Source organism: Variovorax sp. P4_B10 (assembly GCF_056402375.1).
Genome location: NZ_JBFUHN010000121.1, coordinates 1 through 14,398, shown reverse-complemented (window position 1 = coordinate 14,398; position 14,398 = coordinate 1). Strand labels below are relative to the sequence as shown.

The following is a 14,398-nucleotide window of genomic DNA, read 5'->3' as shown; positions in this document are numbered from 1 at the left end:
GCCTAGGGCCGCATGCCTCCTCCTTTATTTCGCTGCGCAGAGCACACCATCGGCGTGATCGCTCAGCGCTGCGGTTGATCAGCCAGCACGAGAGCAGCGCCCATCGTGCACAGGGCACCGGGTGCTCCCCGCAGCGAAATAAAGGAGGAGCGAAGCGGGGGACATTCGCGGAGGGGAGTACCCGGTGTCCTGTGCACGCACCCCGAACAACAGCACTCCGGTCTTCATGTATCGCGGGTCAAGCGATAGCGTGATGGAAACCTGAAATGCAGACCGCACTCGCCGCCACCGCGTTCCTGATGGGCCTTGCCGGCGGGCCGCATTGCGTGGCGATGTGCGGTGCCGCTTCGGCCGCAGTCATGCGGATCGTGCCGATCGCGCCGGTGGCGCAGGGCGGCCTGCCGGTGTTCGCGGCGCCGGCCGCTTTCCACCTGGGGCGCATGGCGAGCTACGCGATGGCCGGCGCCATCGCGGCCGCCAGCGTCGAGAGCCTGGCACAGGCCAGCACCCAGGTCGCCGCCTTGCGGCCGCTGTGGGTGTTGCTGCACGTCTTCGTTTTCGCATGGGGCGCGATGCTGGCCGCCACGGGCAGACAGCCGCTGTGGGCGCAGCGCGCCGGCCGTTTGCTCGAGTCGCGTCTTCGCCCGCTCGCCGGCGGCACGTGGCTGGGCGTGCTCGCAACCGGTTTGCTGTGGGTCGCGCTGCCTTGCGGGCTGCTCTATTCGGCCTTGATGCTGGCCGGCCTGGGCAACGGGCCGTTGCAGGGCGCAGGGCTGATGACGTTGTTCGCCGCCGGAAGCAGCCTCTCGCTGCTGCTGGGGCCCTGGCTCTGGCGGCAACTGCGGTGGAGTGGCCGCGGCGCACGCCAGGCATGGGGGGCGCGCGTGGCCGGCGTGTTGCTGGCGGCCGTGGCGTTGCAGGCGCTGTGGTCGGACCTCGGTCGCCAGATCGAGGCCTGGTGCCGCTGAACCGGGCGGCTTCAGTCCACCAAGGTCCGCAGGCTCTCCAGGGCCACCTTCGGATCGGCAATGCCGTGGTAGATCGGAGGGACCTCGGCGGCCAGGCCCATCAACCCGTAGACGCCGAGCATCGCGCCGCGCACCGAATACTCGACCGTGAAGACCACGTCTTCCGGAATCTCGACGTACTGGCCGAGCAGGGCGAAGTTCTTCGCACCGGCCGGAATGACCGGCGGGCGGTCCGACACATGGCGGCATTCGAACTCGCTGGTGATGTACGGCATCATCACCGGCACCACCGTCGTGGTGCGCCGCACCTCGTCGAGGATGTCCTCGAAACCGAGGTGGTGGATGAGTTCCGTCAGGATCTCCTGTCCGGTCGCCTGCGCCAGGGTCGCGTCGACACGGTTGCCCCTGGTCTCCAGCAGCAGGCCGTACCCCCAGAGCGTGTAGACCCCCTGGGGCTGGCCGTCGAAATGCGGCGCATGCGGCACCACGATCGACATCAGCCAGCTCGAGTCCTTGAAGGTCATGAGGCCGCCCGTCCCGGGCCGGTTGCCGGAGAACGCCTGGATCCGCTCCAGCAGCAACGGGCTGCGCATCGTGAGCGTGAAAGACTCCCACTTGCTTTCGTCGATCCGGTCGCAGAAGGCTTCGGGCCGGCCGAAGCACGGCGCCTTGCGCGCCATGTTCTGCCACAGCGTCCATGCGCCGTCGCGCTTGTCCCGCACGAGTTCCGGTGCCTGATGGTCGTTGCCGTTGCGCGAGTCGGCGGTCATCGAGCCGATGGTGATGAAGGCGCAATCTTCCGCACCGAAGCGATACGACACGGGCCGGCCGTCGCGCACGCAATGCAGCGTTTCCAGCCGCAGGTCGGCGCTGCTTCCGGCGAAATCGGCATCRACCACGCGCGTGCCGTATTCGAAGAGCACGCCCCGCTCGAGCAGCCACTTCACCATGGGCCGGACGATCGTGTCGTACTGGTTGAGCTCGGTGCGCCGCACGCCGCCCAGGGTGTGGATGCGAGGCAGTTCCTGCAGGAAGCGCAGCATGTAGCGCTTCAGTTCCACCGCGCTGTGCCAGTTCTGGAAGGCAAAGGTGGTGCGCCACATTGCCCAGAAATTGGTCTCGAGGAAGTGGGGCGAAAAGCATTCCTCGATGCGCTTGATGCCCAATGCGCGTTCGGGCGTGGCCAGCAGGCGCATCAGTTCGAGCCTGTCCTGCAGGTTGAAGCCCAGATCGCTCGCGTCGATGACGCGGCGATGCCTGTCGATCAGGCGCGCATGGGCGTCCGAGCGCAGCTGGGTGTTGAATTCGCGCACTTTCTCGCGGACCGAACTGGCCGGATCGCCGAGGGATGGAATGCTCTCCAGCACATTCCAGAGGCAGGTGTAGGTTTCGTCGGTGAACATGCGTCCGCCGCGTGTCACGTAGCCCTGGGTGGCGTCGCCCGCGCCATCGAGCGCACCGCCGGGCAACGGCGATTCCTCGAGAATGCGGATGCGCGAACCGCTCATGCCGGCGTCGCGGATCAGCAGCACCGCGGCCGACAGCGCGCCGATGCCGCTGCCCACGATGCAGGCCTGGTTGAAGGGGGTCATGGATGTGTCCTTTGAATGCGCACGAAGCCTGGAACGTTCAGGCCTCGTCGGTCATGCGCATGACGACGCGACCTTCGATCTGTCCCTGGCGCATGCGGTCGAGCACCGTGTTGATGTTGTCCAGCCGGTCCGTGGTGCACACCGTGCGAACCTTTCCCTCGCCGGCGAATTCGAGCGCTTCCTGCAGGTCCTTGCGGGTGCCGACGATGGAGCCGCGCACGGTCTTGGCGTTCAGCACCACGTCGAAGATGGGCAGCGCGAAATCGCCGGGCGGCAGCCCCACCAGAGACATGGTGCCGCGCTTGTGCAGCATGCCCAGCGCCTGTGCAAAGGCGCTGCGCGAAACGGCCGTCACCAGCACGCCGTGCACGCCCCGCATGGCGCGCTGCATCTCCTGGGCGGGGTCCTGCGTGGCGGCGTTGACCACCAGATCGGCACCCAGCGTCCTGGCCATCGCGAGCTTCGCTTCGTCGATGTCGACACCGACCACGTGGAAGCCCATGGCCTTGGCGTACTGCACCGCCAGGTGGCCCAGGCCGCCCAGGCCCGAGATGGCCACCCAGTCGCCGGCCTTGCAGTCGAGCATCTTCAGGCCCTTGTAGACCGTGACGCCCGCGCAGAGCACCGGCGCGATCTCGGTGAAGCCGACGTTTTTCGGCAGCTGTCCCACATAGCCCGGATCGGCCTGCACGTATTCCGCATAGGCGCCGTTGACGGTGTAGCCGGTCATCTGCTGGTGGTCGCACAGCGTCTCCCAGCCGGTGATGCAGTGTTCGCAGTGGCCGCAGGCCGTGTGCAGCCACGGCACGCCCACGCGGTCGCCTTCCTTGACATGCTTCACGCCGGCGCCCACTGCGGCCACGTGGCCCACGCCTTCGTGGCCGGGAATGAAGGGCAGGGCGGGCTTGACCGGCCAGTCGCCATCGGCGGCGTGAAGGTCGGTGTGGCAGACGCCCGAGGCCGCGACTTTCACCAGCACCTGGCCGGGCGGGACATCGGGCACCGGCACTTCCTCGATCTGCAAGGGTTGTCCGAAGGCCCGGACCACGGCGGCTTTCATCATTTGCATGACGGACCTGCTCGGTTGTCGGTTTTCATGTGAGATTCCTTGCAATGGGTGGATGGATGGAGGGAGGCCGGCCTTGCACGAAGGCATGGCAACGACCGCGGACCCACTGTAGGAAGCGCCGGACCCGACCGGATTGCGCTGCATCAAGCGCGGGCGCGAGAAGGGTTGCGCAATGTCAGGCGATACACGCCGGACACACTTCATTCACCGAGCGTTACGCACCGATTCCGGCTGTTGTCATTGCGTTGTCGGGGGCTTCCTAGCATCGATCCATCGACACGCGACAGACAACCGAGGAGTCCACATGCTCAGCACCGCCAGCCCCGAGAAGACCGCCCCCCACGAGCGCACCGGCCAGCAGACCTCCAACACGCTCAGGCTGCTGGGCGAGCAGTTGAAGCCGCAGCGCCGTGTCGTGCACACGGGCGACGTGATCTACCAGGCCGGCGAGCGCTTCGGCAATCTCTACATCCTGAACTCCGGCTTCTTCAAGATCGTGAATCTCTCGGCGGACGGGCGCGAACAGGTGGTCGGCCTCAAGTTCCGCGGCGACTGGCTCGGCTTCGACGGCATTGCCGGCAGCCGCTATTCCTGCGACGCGGTGGCCATGGACACCGGCGAAATCTGGGTCGTCTCCTACGAATCGCTGCTGGCCGCATGCGCCACGCATCCCGCCTTGCTGCAGGTGCTGCACGCCGCCATGAGCCGCGAGATCGCGCATGACCGGGACTCGCTGATGTCCGTCTGCACGCTGCCGGCCGATGCCCGTGTGGCCGACTTCCTGCGCTACTGGGCCGAGTCGCTGGCCGACCGCGGCATGCGCACCGACGAGATCACGCTGCGCATGACGCGCGCGGAGATAGGCAACTATCTGGGCATGACGCTCGAGAGCGTGAGCCGCGCGCTCTCCAGGCTGGCACGCGACAAGGTCATCGGCTTTGCCACGAAGGGGCGGCGCGACGTGCAGATTCCCGACGTGGGCGCGCTGTCGGCCTTCGTGCAGCGCTGCCTGGCGCCGACACCCGCGATGCTCCAGTAGTTCCAGTCGTGCCCGCGCTCCAGATCGGTGTCTGCAACACCCGCCCCGAAGGACACCCCATGCGTACCGATTTCACGTTTCCCCTGGCGCTCTGCAAGGCGCAATGGAGCATCTGGCTGCACACGCTCGAGATGCTGCAGCTGAGCGGCGTGCAGTGCCTGAGCCTCGGATCGCACGCGCTGCAGGACGGCATCGCGCAAACCCGCTCCGAAGCGCATGCGGTGATGCAAGCCGAGGACTTGCAGGCGCTGGCCGCAGCGCAGACGGATGCGTTCTGGCGCTCGGCGGGCTACCAGGCTGCCTCGGCATTCGCCCTCTGGCCGGCCTGCCGTACCGCATCGCCCGGCACCGGCAGCACGACTTCGCAGGACGCCAAGGCAGTACCCGTTCCGGTGGCCGGCCCCTCCGGCGACGCGGTGCCCAGGCGCATTCAGGTCCAGGGCGCCTTGCGCACATTGAGTGCTGCATTGGCCGCGCCGGCCGGAAAGAAGGCGCGCTGACGGGCCGGATGCAACAAACCGTGTGCTCGCCGCGCACGAAGGCTCTCGAAGATCAGGCCGAATGAAAGTCCGGCGACGCGGCGCGTCCCGGGAGATCCTCCGCCGCCCGAATCGTGAGCATGTTCACCAGGGTCGTCAGGCCTTCGGCGCGGCGCGCCGCGCATTCTGCGGCCTCCCTTTGGGCCGCATTCGCCACATTGCCGCTCAATGTCACCACGCCATCCTCGACGCGCACCTCGACGTCGCAGGCATTGACGGCCGGGTCCCAGTTCAGCTGGGCAAAAACCTCATGTCTGAGTTCGATGTCCGGGTTCATGGCAATCCTCTCGCTAAGGGTCAAACTCGGTCCGGGCTGGACGGATGCATTCACTCTAATGACCCCGACCACCGGCCCGGTTGCGCTGGATCAACTGGCCGGGTGCGTGATCCCGGCCGGACCGCCCGTTGATCTGTGTCAAGGCCCCGGGCTGCGGCGGTCCGCAGAATTCGTCCTCTTTTCACGAGGTACGAATGCAATCCCTGCTTTACTCCGGCGTCTTCGATCTTCCCTGGTGGGGCGCCGTGCTGGTCGCGCTGGCGCTCACGCATGTCACCATCGCCTCGGTCACCATCTTCCTGCACCGGCACCAGGCACATCGTGCGCTGGAGTTGCATCCGCTCGCAAGCCATTTCTTTCGCTTCTGGCTCTGGCTCACGACCGGCATGGTCACGAAGGAGTGGGCCGCGGTGCACCGAAAGCACCACGCCAAGTGCGACACGCCCGAGGACCCGCACAGTCCGCAGGTGCTGGGCATCCACCGCGTGCTGTGGGGCGGCGTCCTCCTGTACGTCCACGAGGCGCGACAGCCCGACACCATCGCGCGCTACGGCCACGGCACGCCGGACGACTGGATCGAGCACGCGCTCTATTCGAGGTACAAGCTCCTGGGCATCGTGCTGATGGGGGTGGTGGACCTGGTGCTGTTCGGGGCCGTGCCGGGGGCGCTGATCCTGCTCACGCAGATCGCGTGGATCCCGTTCTGGGCGGCCGGCGTGGTCAACGGCATCGGCCACTTCTGGGGCTACCGCAACTGGCCCGCCTCGGACGCCAGCACCAATATCTCGCCGATCGGCATCCTGATCGGCGGCGAGGAGCTGCACAACAACCACCATGCCTTTCCGACCTCGGCCAAGCTGTCGAACAAGTGGTTCGAGTTCGACATCGGCTGGCTGTACATCCGCGTGCTGCAGGCGCTGGGCCTCGCGCAGGTGAAGCACCTCGCGCCGACGCCGCGGCTCGTCGCACCGCGGCCGGATGTCGATCTCGACACCGTGCAGGCCATCATCAAATATCACTATGACGTGCTGTCGAGCTATACCCGCTCGCTGAAGAAGACCTGCGCCGCGGAGATGGGCCGGCTGCGCCATCTTTCCCCGCGGGACGCGAGCGCGCTGAAGACCGTGAAGCCCTGGCTCGGCAAGGACGAGCGCGCGCTCGGCGAGGCGCGGCATACCCAGCTGGCGCTGGCGTTGCGTGCGTCGAAGGCGCTGGATACGATGTACGCCATGCGCCGCGAACTGACCGCGTTGTGGAGCCGCTCCGCCGCAACGGGCGAGCAGCTCGTCAGGCAACTGGAGGACTGGTGCCAGCGTGCCGAAACCAGCGGTATCGCCCCGTTGGCCGATTTCTCGATGCGCCTGCGGTCCTATGCGTGAACCTGCGCGGTCCCGAGGATGAGCATGAACCCTGTATCGGCCTTCGCAACCTTCTGCTTCGCCATGGCGCTGGGCGCCTGCAGCAGCGGGCCCGGGCGCGAGCAGGGCGGCACGCTCGTCGGATCGTTCGGCAGCGCGGCACTGGGCAGCGTGGCCGCCCGGGCCCTGGATGGCAGCGATCGCCGCCGCGTGGCACGCACGCTGGAACCGGCATCGAACAATCAGCCATCGGCCTGGCGCAATCGCGACACCGGCGACAGCTTCGTGGTGACGCCCGGGCACACGTTCGAACAGGGCGGCACGCGTTGCCGCGACTTCACCGTCGAAGCGGTGGTCGGCGGCCGAAACGACCGGGTGGACGGCAGTGCCTGTCGGCAGAGCGACGGCAACTGGCGCATCCGTGAATGAACAGCGCCGGTACGTCCCCGGGAGAGTGCCGTTTCTCCGGCCCGGATGTCACCTGCGTCGATGCTTCCGAGCGAACGATTTCACCCTTTGGAGAGCGCCATGCCCAACGATGCCCCCGCGACACTTCCCTTCGACGACAGCTACCTTCGATCCCTGGTGGATTGGCAAAACGTGGGTTATGAAAGCCTGCTGCAGGCACAGCGCATCCAGTGGGAAATGCTGTTGGCCTGGCAGCGCTCCTTCGGTGCCGTCCAGCAGGAACTGCAAGACCAATGGATCTGCCGATTCGGCGGCGGCGTGCCGCTCGACGGCTGACCGGCATCGCTACTGGCTGGCAAGCGTCCCGGCCGGCAGCGTGAAGTGCTCGGACTCCGCTCTGGCGGTTTCGGGCGCGCGCACCAGCAACACCGGCACTGGCGACATCCGCAGGATGTGCTCGGCGTTGCTGCCCATGACCCAGCGCCCGAGGCCGCGGCGGCCGTGGGTGCCGATCACGATCAGATCGGCTTGCGATGCAGCCGCTTCGGCGATCACCTGGTCGTGCACCGCGCCCTTGAAGCTGTCGCGCAGCACGGCATCGGCCTCGACGTTCTCTTCGCCCGCCTTGGCCCGCGCGTCTTCGAGCAGCGTGGCGGCGTTGGCGCGCAACTCCTTCAGCCAGTCGCCGGTGCGGCCCGAATACGCGTCCATGGCGAGCGCGAACGAGAGCTCGTCGATGACGTGGACCAGACGAAGCCGGCCTCCGGTCAGCTTTGCCAGGTGGATGGCTTCGGTCAGGCCTTTGCTGGATGTCGAGCTGCCGTCGATGGGAACAAGAATTCGCTGGTACATACATGCCTCCGGGCGGTGGTGAATGGGTGTGGCTTCAGTATCCGGACATTGCCGCGCCGCGCTTTGACATCGATCAAGCCGCATGCACCGGACTTGATCTGGAACAAACCGCGGCGCCCCGGAAATTGCGACGCTCGGGGCATGCAAGGAAAGCCTCTCATGACACATGCCACTGTCCGGATCATTCGCCAGGAGCACGCCGCGCTCGCGGCCATGCTGCGCTCCATCGTCATGCTGCTCGAGCAGCACCGCCGCAAGGGCACGATGCCCGACTTCACGACGCTGCGGGCCATGCTGTTCTATGTGGACGAGTTTCCCGAGAAGCGGCACCACCGCAAGGAGACCGACCTGCTGTTTCCCAAGCTACGCGCCAGGACGCCGATTTCGCGCGAACTGATGGACAAGCTCGACAGCGACCACGCCAAGGGCGAACGCAAGATCCGCAACGTCGAGCACGCCTTGCTCGCGTTCGAAATGCTTGGGGAGTCGCGGCGAGAGGATTTCGAGAGACTGGTGGGGCAGTACGTCGATTTCTACCTCGACCACATGGCCATGGAAGAGCGGGAGATTCTTCCTCTGGCCGAACGCGTGCTCTCCGATGCGGACTGGCGCGAGCTCGACGAGGCGTTTTCCCTGAACCGCGATCCGCTGACGGGGCACACGCCGGACCACGAATACAACGCGCTGTTCACCCGCATCGTGAACGCGGTGCCGGCACCCCTTGGCCTCGGCCCCGCCCTGTAGCGGCAGGGTCCCGCGGAATGTCTCTGTCTAACCCTGTCTAAGGAACCATCATGAAAATCCTGCTTGCCGTCGATGGCAGCGATTACACGAATCGCATGCTGTCCTACCTGATCGCGCACAAGGAGTGGTCGAAGGCGGGCCACGCCTTCACGGTCTTCCACGCCGTGCTGCCCGTGCCGCACCGTGCAGCGGCCTTTGCGGGGCCGGACATTGTGCACGGGTACTACGAGGACGACGCCCGGACGGTGCTCGAGCCCGTCCGCTCCTTGCTGGCCGAGCACGGCATCGAGGCACGCTTCGAGCACAGGATCGGCCATCCTGCGGAGGAGATCTCGTCATTTGCGCAGAAGGGGCAGTTCGATCTTCTGATCATGGGATCGCGAGGCCATGGCACCCTGGCGAACCTGGTGCTGGGGTCGGTCGCCAACAAGGTGCTGGCGGGCTGCACCGTGCCGGTCTTGCTGGTGCGCTGAACTTCCGGCTCGGGTGGCGCCGCAGGGTGAACAAGCTCACTTGACCTTGATGACGACCTTGCCCTTTGCGCGGCCTGCTTCGACGTAGGCCAGGGCTTCATTGGTCGATTCGAACGGGAACACCCGGTCCATCACCGGATGGATGACGCCGGCATCGAAGAGACGGGTGATCTCGCGCAGCTGGCTGCCGTTCGCCCTCATGAAGAGGAACGAGAAGCCGACCCCGCGGCGCTTTGCCTTGCGTCTGATGCCCGAGCTCAGCAGCCGCATGACCAGTTTCACGAACCCGGGTGCCCCGATTTCCTTGCCGAATTCGGGATCGGGCGGTCCGGAGATGGTGATGAGCTTTCCGCCGCGCTTGAGCACGCGCAGGGATTTCTCGAGTGTCTTGCCGTCCTGGCTGTTCAGGACCACGTCGTAGTCGCGCAAGACATCCTCGAAGTCCTGCGTCTTGTAGTCGATGACGACGTCGGCGCCCAGGCTCTTCACGAACGCGACATTGGCCGTGCTCGTGGTCGTGGCAACGGTTGCGCCCAGGTACTTGGCCAACTGGATGGCAAAGGAGCCTACGCCACCGGAGCCCGCCTGGATGAAGACCTTCTGCCCCTTCTTCAGGTCGGCCTTCGCTATCAGCGCCTGCCAGGCCGTCAGGGCCACCAGGGGGATGGAAGCGGCTTCTTCCATCGTGAGACCCTTGGGCTTGAGCGCAAGCGATGCCTCCTTGACGGGAACGAATTCGGCGAACGTGCCGATCCGGAAATCATCCGCCCGCGCACAGACCTCGTCGCCCAGCCTGAACTGCTGCACGCGGGGTCCAACCTTGACCACGACGCCTGCCACGTCGTGGCCCAGGACGAGGGGCAGGCGATAGGGCAGGATGAGCTTGAACTCACCATCCCTGATCTTGGCGTCCAGCAGGTTCACGCCGGCGGCATGGACCTGGACCAGGACCTCGTCATCGCGCAATTCCGGCGTCGGCACATCTGCCGGCCGCAGCACACCTTTCTTGCCGTATCGATCGAGAACAAATGCTTTCATGGTTCTTCCTTGTTTGTCGTGTTCATGATGTTTCTCCTTGAAGGCCGTTAAGCGCATTTCGCATGATGACCGTAATATATTCAGGCAAATAAAAGGGTGGCGTGTTTCCGTGGATTCAGGCGGGGGCCAGGTGCTTCAGCGCGGCCTCGCACAGGCTGTCCGACAGCGCGGGTTCGTCGACCGCGCGGGCCAGCAGCAACGTGCCCACCATGGTGGCGACGGTCACGAGTGCCCGCTCGTGGGCAGCGGGCTGCCCCCAGTCAGGCGACTGACGGGCGACCAGATCGATCATTTCCTTGACGTGCCGGGTGGTCACCCGGCGGACTTCGGGCGCCTGGCGCGGCGTCTCCGAGCCCAGCGCGGCCAGGGGACACCCCATCTCCACCTGTTCCAGGTGCTCGCGCGAGAGATAGGTGCGAAGCATGGACGCCAAGGCCTGCTCGGAGGGCACGCTGGCAACGACGCCTGCCGCCACGGCGGCCGACTCCGCGCACGCCCGACCCGCCGCTTCGGCCAGCATGGCCTCGCGCGACGTGAAGTGGGCGTAGAAGGCGCCATGGGTCAGGCCGGCCTCCTTCATGATGTCGGCGACCCCGGTACCGCCGTAGCCGCTGCGACGGATTGCCCGCGCAGCGACGGACACGATGCGCTCGTGCGAGGCTTCCTTGGCCGCCGCTCTGACGTTGTGTTTCGAGTTTCGCATGATGTACATCATACATAATTTCGCAAAGCCCTTGGGATTGATCCAGCGCAAGGAGGCTCGGAACTTCCTGCCCAAGAATGGCGGCGCGCGATCGGGGATTCCTTCTCGGCGCGACGAACTCACGACCAACCCGGAGGCGCAGCCGCCATGAACATCACGTTGAACGGAACCTTGCAACTCCTGGCTTTCAGCATGGCAACGCTGCTGGCGACGGTCATTCTCGTGCTTGCCGGTTTGAACGAAAACCGCCCCGAGGAGAGGAGCCTGGCGTCGATGTCCTCCACCGCGAAAGATCCACGATGAACGCCCGTCGACGCACAGCCAGGCACTCAGGCTTTGCGTTCTTCAGCGGCCGCAGGCTGTTGTAGCGCGGGGGGACCGGCAGACGCAGCGCGGGCTTTGCCGGTCGGTTTTGCACTGCCAGGACGCACCTCGAACAGGGCTTCGAGTTCGGTGGGCGACACGGGACAGCTGAAGTGATAGCCCTGCATTTCGTCGCAACCGTTGGCACGCAGAAATTCCAGCTGTTGCTCGGTCTCGACGCCTTCGGCGATGACCTTGAGATTGAGCTCGTGCCCCAGGGAAATGATGGCCTTGACGATCGCCTTGTCCTCTTCGTCGTCGGGAATGTCGCGCACGAAAGCCTGGTCGATCTTCAGCCGGGCAATAGGGAAGCGCTTGAGCGCGCTCAGGCTCGAGTAGCCGGTCCCGAAATCGTCGATGGAGAGCTGCACGCCCATCGCTTGCAAGGCCTGCATCGATACGAGACCTCTCTCGAGGTCCTGCATGATCAGACTTTCGGTCAATTCCAGTTCGAGAAATCGGGCGTCAAGCCCGCTTTCCTCCAGCGCCCGGGCCACGCGTTCAACCAGGGTTCGCTCTCTGAACTGCCGCGCGGAAACATTGACCGAAACGCTGAAGGCGGGCAGGCCGGCGTCCTGCCAGGCTTTGTTCTGAAAGCAGGCAGTGCGCAGCGCCCATTCGCCGATGGGAACGATGAGGCCGGTTTCTTCCGCCAGTGGAACGAATTGCGCCGGAGATATCAGGCCACGCTCCGGGTGCTGCCAACGGATCAATGCCTCTACGCCGACAACATGCCCGGATCCCATCTCCACTTGGGGCTGGTACACGAGATGGAACTCGCCCCGTGCGATGGCATTGCGCAATCCGTCGTGCATTGCGAGTTTGTCGCGGACCTTGCCGTTCATCTCGGAGGCATAGAACTGGTAGTTGTTGCGCCCCGACTCCTTGGCCCGGTGCATCGCGGCGTCGGCATTCATGAGCAAGGTGTCGGCGTCGGTCCCGTCTGCAGGAAAGGTGGCCAGGCCCAGGCTGCCCGTGATCTCGACCTTCTGGCCACCGATCTGGACCGGCTGCGCGATGGCCTCGAGGAGTCCTTGCAAGGTCGGGATGATCGCCACCCCATCTCCCGGTTGGTCGAACAGCACGATCGCGAATTCGTCGCCGCCCAATCGCACGACCGTGTCGACGCTGCGCGCGCGGTGACGCATGCGCTCGGCCATGATCTTCAGCAATTCGTCCCCGGCTTTGTGCCCAAGGCTGTCGTTGATCAGCTTGAAGCCATCGAGGCCGATGAACACCACCGTCACCAGTCGACCGTACCTGTCCGCATACGACACGGCCTGCTGGAGGCGATCCCCCAGCAACCCGCGGTTCGGCAGTCCGGTCAGCGCATCGTGGGTTGCCTGATGCTTCAAGGTGTCGGCACTGCTCTCCAGCAGTACATGGGAATTCTCGATGGACTCGGCCATCCGGTTCATGGCGCCCRCCAGGATGCCGAGCTCATCTGCGCGGCCTTGCTCTGCGCGTGCGCTGAAATCTCCCGAGGCAACGCGTTGAGAAAAGGCGATCAGTTGCGTGACGGCGCCGGCGATGCGTTGCGAGACGATTCGTGCGACCACGGCGCCCAGAATGGTGGCCATGGCGACCATGGCAATCGCGGTCCATCGTGAGAAACTGGCTGCGCGTTCGACGTCGTTTCGTGTCTGAAGGGCGTGTTTGCTCGCCGTGGTGTGCAGCTCTTCCATCGAGGACTCGATGGCAATTGCCGCGTTGGCGCGGTCTTCGCGAATCTTGCGCACGGCGTCGAAATGGCCTTCCGTGCCATGCAGCGCGATGAACGCGAGAAATCCGTCTTCGTACTGCTTGATCTGGGTCTCGATTCGATGGACCTGTTCTCGAAATTGCGGATCGGTCGAGAGGATTCGAAGGCTGGCGAGGTACTCCCGCATGTCCAGCAGATGGTTTTGCATCGGCGACAGGGAACGCGCGCTCGCCTCCGCCACGCCCAGCCGATCCACGGACAGCATGAATTCGTTTTCGGCATCGCGTGCCTTGTACATCGCCAGCGAACTGCGCAGACTCAGGTCGGCCATCCTGTTGTCGCTGTTCAGCAGCTTGTCGATGGCGAGCGCGGAACGTCGTTCGCTGAGATAGAAGGCAACACCCAATGCGAGCATCAGCGCGATGACGATGCCGAATCCGAGCACGATCTCGACCCGCAAGCTGCGCGCTCTTTGCCGCCACGAGGATCTTTTCGAGAAATGACTCACTTGTTGCAACCCGCGTTCAAGTCGTTGTTGGCGAGGTGCGTCACTTTTTTCGTTCTGCGTCGACCATCTTCAAGAACGTCCGCACGTTCTCTTCGCCGGCAAAGCGCTTGATTTCCTCGCGGGCCGGCTCTGTCATCGCGCGGAACGGGCCGGGATCGGGCCGTGTGACTTTCACCCCGGCGGCGACCATTTTTGCGATCAGCTCTTCCTCTTCGGCGATGATCTTCTTGCGCATGCCGTCACCTGCCGCCTTGCTCTCTTCACGCAGGATCGCTTGCTGCGCCGGTGTGAGTTTCGCCCAGCTCTTGACGCTCATGAGGTGGAGCGTGTTGTAGTAGACATGACGGGTCAATGCGAGGTGCTTCTGGACCTCGTACAGCCGGTTGTAGTAGATGACATTGATCGGGTTCTCCTGGCCGTCGACCATTCCCTGCGACAGCGCCTTGTGAAGTTCCTTGAAGCCGACCTTGCTCACCTCGGCCCCCAGCGCCTCCATGGTTGCCTCGAGTTCGGCGACAGGCGGGACGCGCACCTTGAGGCCTCGCACGTCTTCGGGCACGTTGACCGGGCGCTTGTTGTTGGTGAGGTTCCGGAATCCCCATTCCCAGTTGGACAAGATGATGAAGCCCTGCTTCTCGGCAAGCGGGGCGAACCAATTCATCGCGGGGCCGTCGAGCACGCGATGCGCGTGCTCATAGCTGTCGAAGAGATACGGGAGGACGACGACAGAGAACGTTTTTTCGTACTTGATGAGGTAGTTCAACG

Annotated in this window: 17 protein-coding genes; 9 read left to right on the top strand and 8 right to left on the bottom strand. The window is 65.0% G+C overall.

What is annotated here, in order from left to right:
• Positions 1 to 266 precede the first annotated feature (266 nt).
• Positions 267 to 968, top strand: a complete 702-nt coding sequence (locus AC1DXX_RS31395) for a sulfite exporter TauE/SafE family protein (RefSeq protein WP_478138113.1) — start codon at positions 267 to 269, stop codon at positions 966 to 968.
• An 11-nt stretch (positions 969 to 979) separates the two neighbouring features.
• Here the strand turns inward: AC1DXX_RS31395 and AC1DXX_RS31390 are convergent, their stop codons facing one another.
• Together AC1DXX_RS31390 and AC1DXX_RS31385 are read right to left on the bottom strand one after the other, a co-directional pair.
• Complete coding sequence (locus tag AC1DXX_RS31390) at positions 980 to 2,560, bottom strand: oleate hydratase (RefSeq protein WP_478138112.1); 1,581 nt, start codon at positions 2,558 to 2,560, stop codon at positions 980 to 982.
• A 37-nt stretch (positions 2,561 to 2,597) separates the two neighbouring features.
• Complete coding sequence (locus AC1DXX_RS31385; RefSeq protein ID WP_478138111.1) at positions 2,598 to 3,629, bottom strand: zinc-dependent alcohol dehydrogenase; 1,032 nt, start codon at positions 3,627 to 3,629, stop codon at positions 2,598 to 2,600.
• A 304-nt stretch (positions 3,630 to 3,933) separates the two neighbouring features.
• Here AC1DXX_RS31385 and AC1DXX_RS31380 point away from each other — a divergent pair, with 304 nt between their 5' ends.
• Positions 3,934 to 4,668, top strand: coding sequence for a Crp/Fnr family transcriptional regulator (locus AC1DXX_RS31380; protein ID WP_478138110.1), 735 nt, complete (start codon positions 3,934 to 3,936; stop codon positions 4,666 to 4,668).
• A gap of 59 nt (positions 4,669 to 4,727) precedes the next feature.
• Positions 4,728 to 5,168 carry a hypothetical protein gene (locus AC1DXX_RS31375; protein WP_478138109.1) on the top strand — a complete coding sequence of 147 codons (441 nt, stop codon included), beginning with the start codon at positions 4,728 to 4,730 and terminating at the stop codon, positions 5,166 to 5,168.
• A 52-nt stretch (positions 5,169 to 5,220) separates the two neighbouring features.
• Here the strand turns inward: AC1DXX_RS31375 and AC1DXX_RS31370 are convergent, their stop codons facing one another.
• Positions 5,221 to 5,484 carry a BON domain-containing protein gene (locus AC1DXX_RS31370; RefSeq protein WP_478138108.1) on the bottom strand — a complete coding sequence of 88 codons (264 nt, stop codon included), beginning with the start codon at positions 5,482 to 5,484 and terminating at the stop codon, positions 5,221 to 5,223.
• A gap of 194 nt (positions 5,485 to 5,678) precedes the next feature.
• On the opposite strand from AC1DXX_RS31370, the gene AC1DXX_RS31365 reads away from it, so the two are divergent.
• The 3 genes from AC1DXX_RS31365 to AC1DXX_RS31355 all read left to right on the top strand — a co-directional run bounded on the left by AC1DXX_RS31365 (position 5,679) and on the right by AC1DXX_RS31355 (position 7,586).
• Positions 5,679 to 6,863 (top strand): DesA family fatty acid desaturase, encoded by a 1,185-nt coding sequence (locus AC1DXX_RS31365; protein WP_478138107.1) that lies wholly within the window; start codon positions 5,679 to 5,681, stop codon positions 6,861 to 6,863.
• 24 nt (positions 6,864 to 6,887) lie between these two features.
• The gene (locus tag AC1DXX_RS31360; RefSeq protein ID WP_478138106.1) at positions 6,888 to 7,271 is read left to right on the top strand and encodes an RT0821/Lpp0805 family surface protein; all 384 of its coding nucleotides are present in this window, start codon (positions 6,888 to 6,890) and stop codon (positions 7,269 to 7,271) included.
• A 99-nt stretch (positions 7,272 to 7,370) separates the two neighbouring features.
• Complete coding sequence (locus AC1DXX_RS31355) at positions 7,371 to 7,586, top strand: hypothetical protein (RefSeq protein ID WP_478138105.1); 216 nt, start codon at positions 7,371 to 7,373, stop codon at positions 7,584 to 7,586.
• 9 nt (positions 7,587 to 7,595) lie between these two features.
• Here the strand turns inward: AC1DXX_RS31355 and AC1DXX_RS31350 are convergent, their stop codons facing one another.
• Complete coding sequence (locus AC1DXX_RS31350) at positions 7,596 to 8,102, bottom strand: universal stress protein (protein ID WP_478138104.1); 507 nt, start codon at positions 8,100 to 8,102, stop codon at positions 7,596 to 7,598.
• A gap of 159 nt (positions 8,103 to 8,261) precedes the next feature.
• On the opposite strand from AC1DXX_RS31350, the gene AC1DXX_RS31345 reads away from it, so the two are divergent.
• Positions 8,262 to 8,846, top strand: a complete 585-nt coding sequence (locus AC1DXX_RS31345) for a hemerythrin domain-containing protein (RefSeq protein ID WP_478138103.1) — start codon at positions 8,262 to 8,264, stop codon at positions 8,844 to 8,846.
• A 50-nt stretch (positions 8,847 to 8,896) separates the two neighbouring features.
• Positions 8,897 to 9,319 (top strand): universal stress protein, encoded by a 423-nt coding sequence (locus AC1DXX_RS31340; protein ID WP_478138102.1) that lies wholly within the window; start codon positions 8,897 to 8,899, stop codon positions 9,317 to 9,319.
• A 36-nt stretch (positions 9,320 to 9,355) separates the two neighbouring features.
• On the opposite strand, the gene AC1DXX_RS31335 is transcribed toward AC1DXX_RS31340, so the two are convergent.
• Entirely contained in the window at positions 9,356 to 10,357 is a 1,002-nt protein-coding gene (locus AC1DXX_RS31335; RefSeq protein WP_478138115.1) for an NADP-dependent oxidoreductase, read from the bottom strand.
• Positions 10,358 to 10,472: 115 nt separating this feature from the next.
• Positions 10,473 to 11,072 (bottom strand): TetR/AcrR family transcriptional regulator, encoded by a 600-nt coding sequence (locus AC1DXX_RS31330; protein ID WP_478138114.1) that lies wholly within the window; start codon positions 11,070 to 11,072, stop codon positions 10,473 to 10,475.
• A gap of 135 nt (positions 11,073 to 11,207) precedes the next feature.
• Here AC1DXX_RS31330 and AC1DXX_RS31325 point away from each other — a divergent pair, with 135 nt between their 5' ends.
• A complete protein-coding gene (locus AC1DXX_RS31325; RefSeq protein ID WP_478138101.1) occupies positions 11,208 to 11,363 on the top strand; it encodes a hypothetical protein in 156 nt (51 codons plus the stop codon).
• A gap of 26 nt (positions 11,364 to 11,389) precedes the next feature.
• Here the strand turns inward: AC1DXX_RS31325 and AC1DXX_RS31320 are convergent, their stop codons facing one another.
• Both AC1DXX_RS31320 and AC1DXX_RS31315 read right to left on the bottom strand, forming a co-directional pair.
• Entirely contained in the window at positions 11,390 to 13,585 is a 2,196-nt protein-coding gene (locus AC1DXX_RS31320) for a putative bifunctional diguanylate cyclase/phosphodiesterase (RefSeq protein WP_478138100.1), read from the bottom strand.
• Between the two features lie 88 nt (positions 13,586 to 13,673).
• A partial coding sequence (locus tag AC1DXX_RS31315) for a TRAP transporter substrate-binding protein (protein ID WP_478138099.1) occupies positions 13,674 to 14,398 on the bottom strand: 725 nt, incomplete at its 5' end.

Bases quoted from the DNA above. Each gene is read 5' to 3' on its own strand.
- AC1DXX_RS31395 (WP_478138113.1), top strand. From the start codon at position 267: ATGCAGACCGCACTCGCCGCCACCGCGTTCCTGATGGGCCTTGCCGGC.
- AC1DXX_RS31385 (WP_478138111.1), bottom strand. From the start codon at position 3,629: ATGCAAATGATGAAAGCCGCCGTGGTCCGGGCCTTCGGACAACCCTTG.
- AC1DXX_RS31380 (WP_478138110.1), top strand. From the start codon at position 3,934: ATGCTCAGCACCGCCAGCCCCGAGAAGACCGCCCCCCACGAGCGCACC.
- AC1DXX_RS31375 (WP_478138109.1), top strand. From the start codon at position 4,728: ATGCGTACCGATTTCACGTTTCCCCTGGCGCTCTGCAAGGCGCAATGG.
- AC1DXX_RS31370 (WP_478138108.1), bottom strand. From the start codon at position 5,484: ATGAACCCGGACATCGAACTCAGACATGAGGTTTTTGCCCAGCTGAAC.
- AC1DXX_RS31365 (WP_478138107.1), top strand. From the start codon at position 5,679: ATGCAATCCCTGCTTTACTCCGGCGTCTTCGATCTTCCCTGGTGGGGC.
- AC1DXX_RS31360 (WP_478138106.1), top strand. From the start codon at position 6,888: ATGAACCCTGTATCGGCCTTCGCAACCTTCTGCTTCGCCATGGCGCTG.
- AC1DXX_RS31355 (WP_478138105.1), top strand. From the start codon at position 7,371: ATGCCCAACGATGCCCCCGCGACACTTCCCTTCGACGACAGCTACCTT.
- AC1DXX_RS31350 (WP_478138104.1), bottom strand. From the start codon at position 8,102: ATGTACCAGCGAATTCTTGTTCCCATCGACGGCAGCTCGACATCCAGC.
- AC1DXX_RS31345 (WP_478138103.1), top strand. From the start codon at position 8,262: ATGACACATGCCACTGTCCGGATCATTCGCCAGGAGCACGCCGCGCTC.
- AC1DXX_RS31340 (WP_478138102.1), top strand. From the start codon at position 8,897: ATGAAAATCCTGCTTGCCGTCGATGGCAGCGATTACACGAATCGCATG.
- AC1DXX_RS31335 (WP_478138115.1), bottom strand. From the start codon at position 10,357: ATGAAAGCATTTGTTCTCGATCGATACGGCAAGAAAGGTGTGCTGCGG.
- AC1DXX_RS31330 (WP_478138114.1), bottom strand. From the start codon at position 11,072: ATGATGTACATCATGCGAAACTCGAAACACAACGTCAGAGCGGCGGCC.
- AC1DXX_RS31325 (WP_478138101.1), top strand. From the start codon at position 11,208: ATGAACATCACGTTGAACGGAACCTTGCAACTCCTGGCTTTCAGCATG.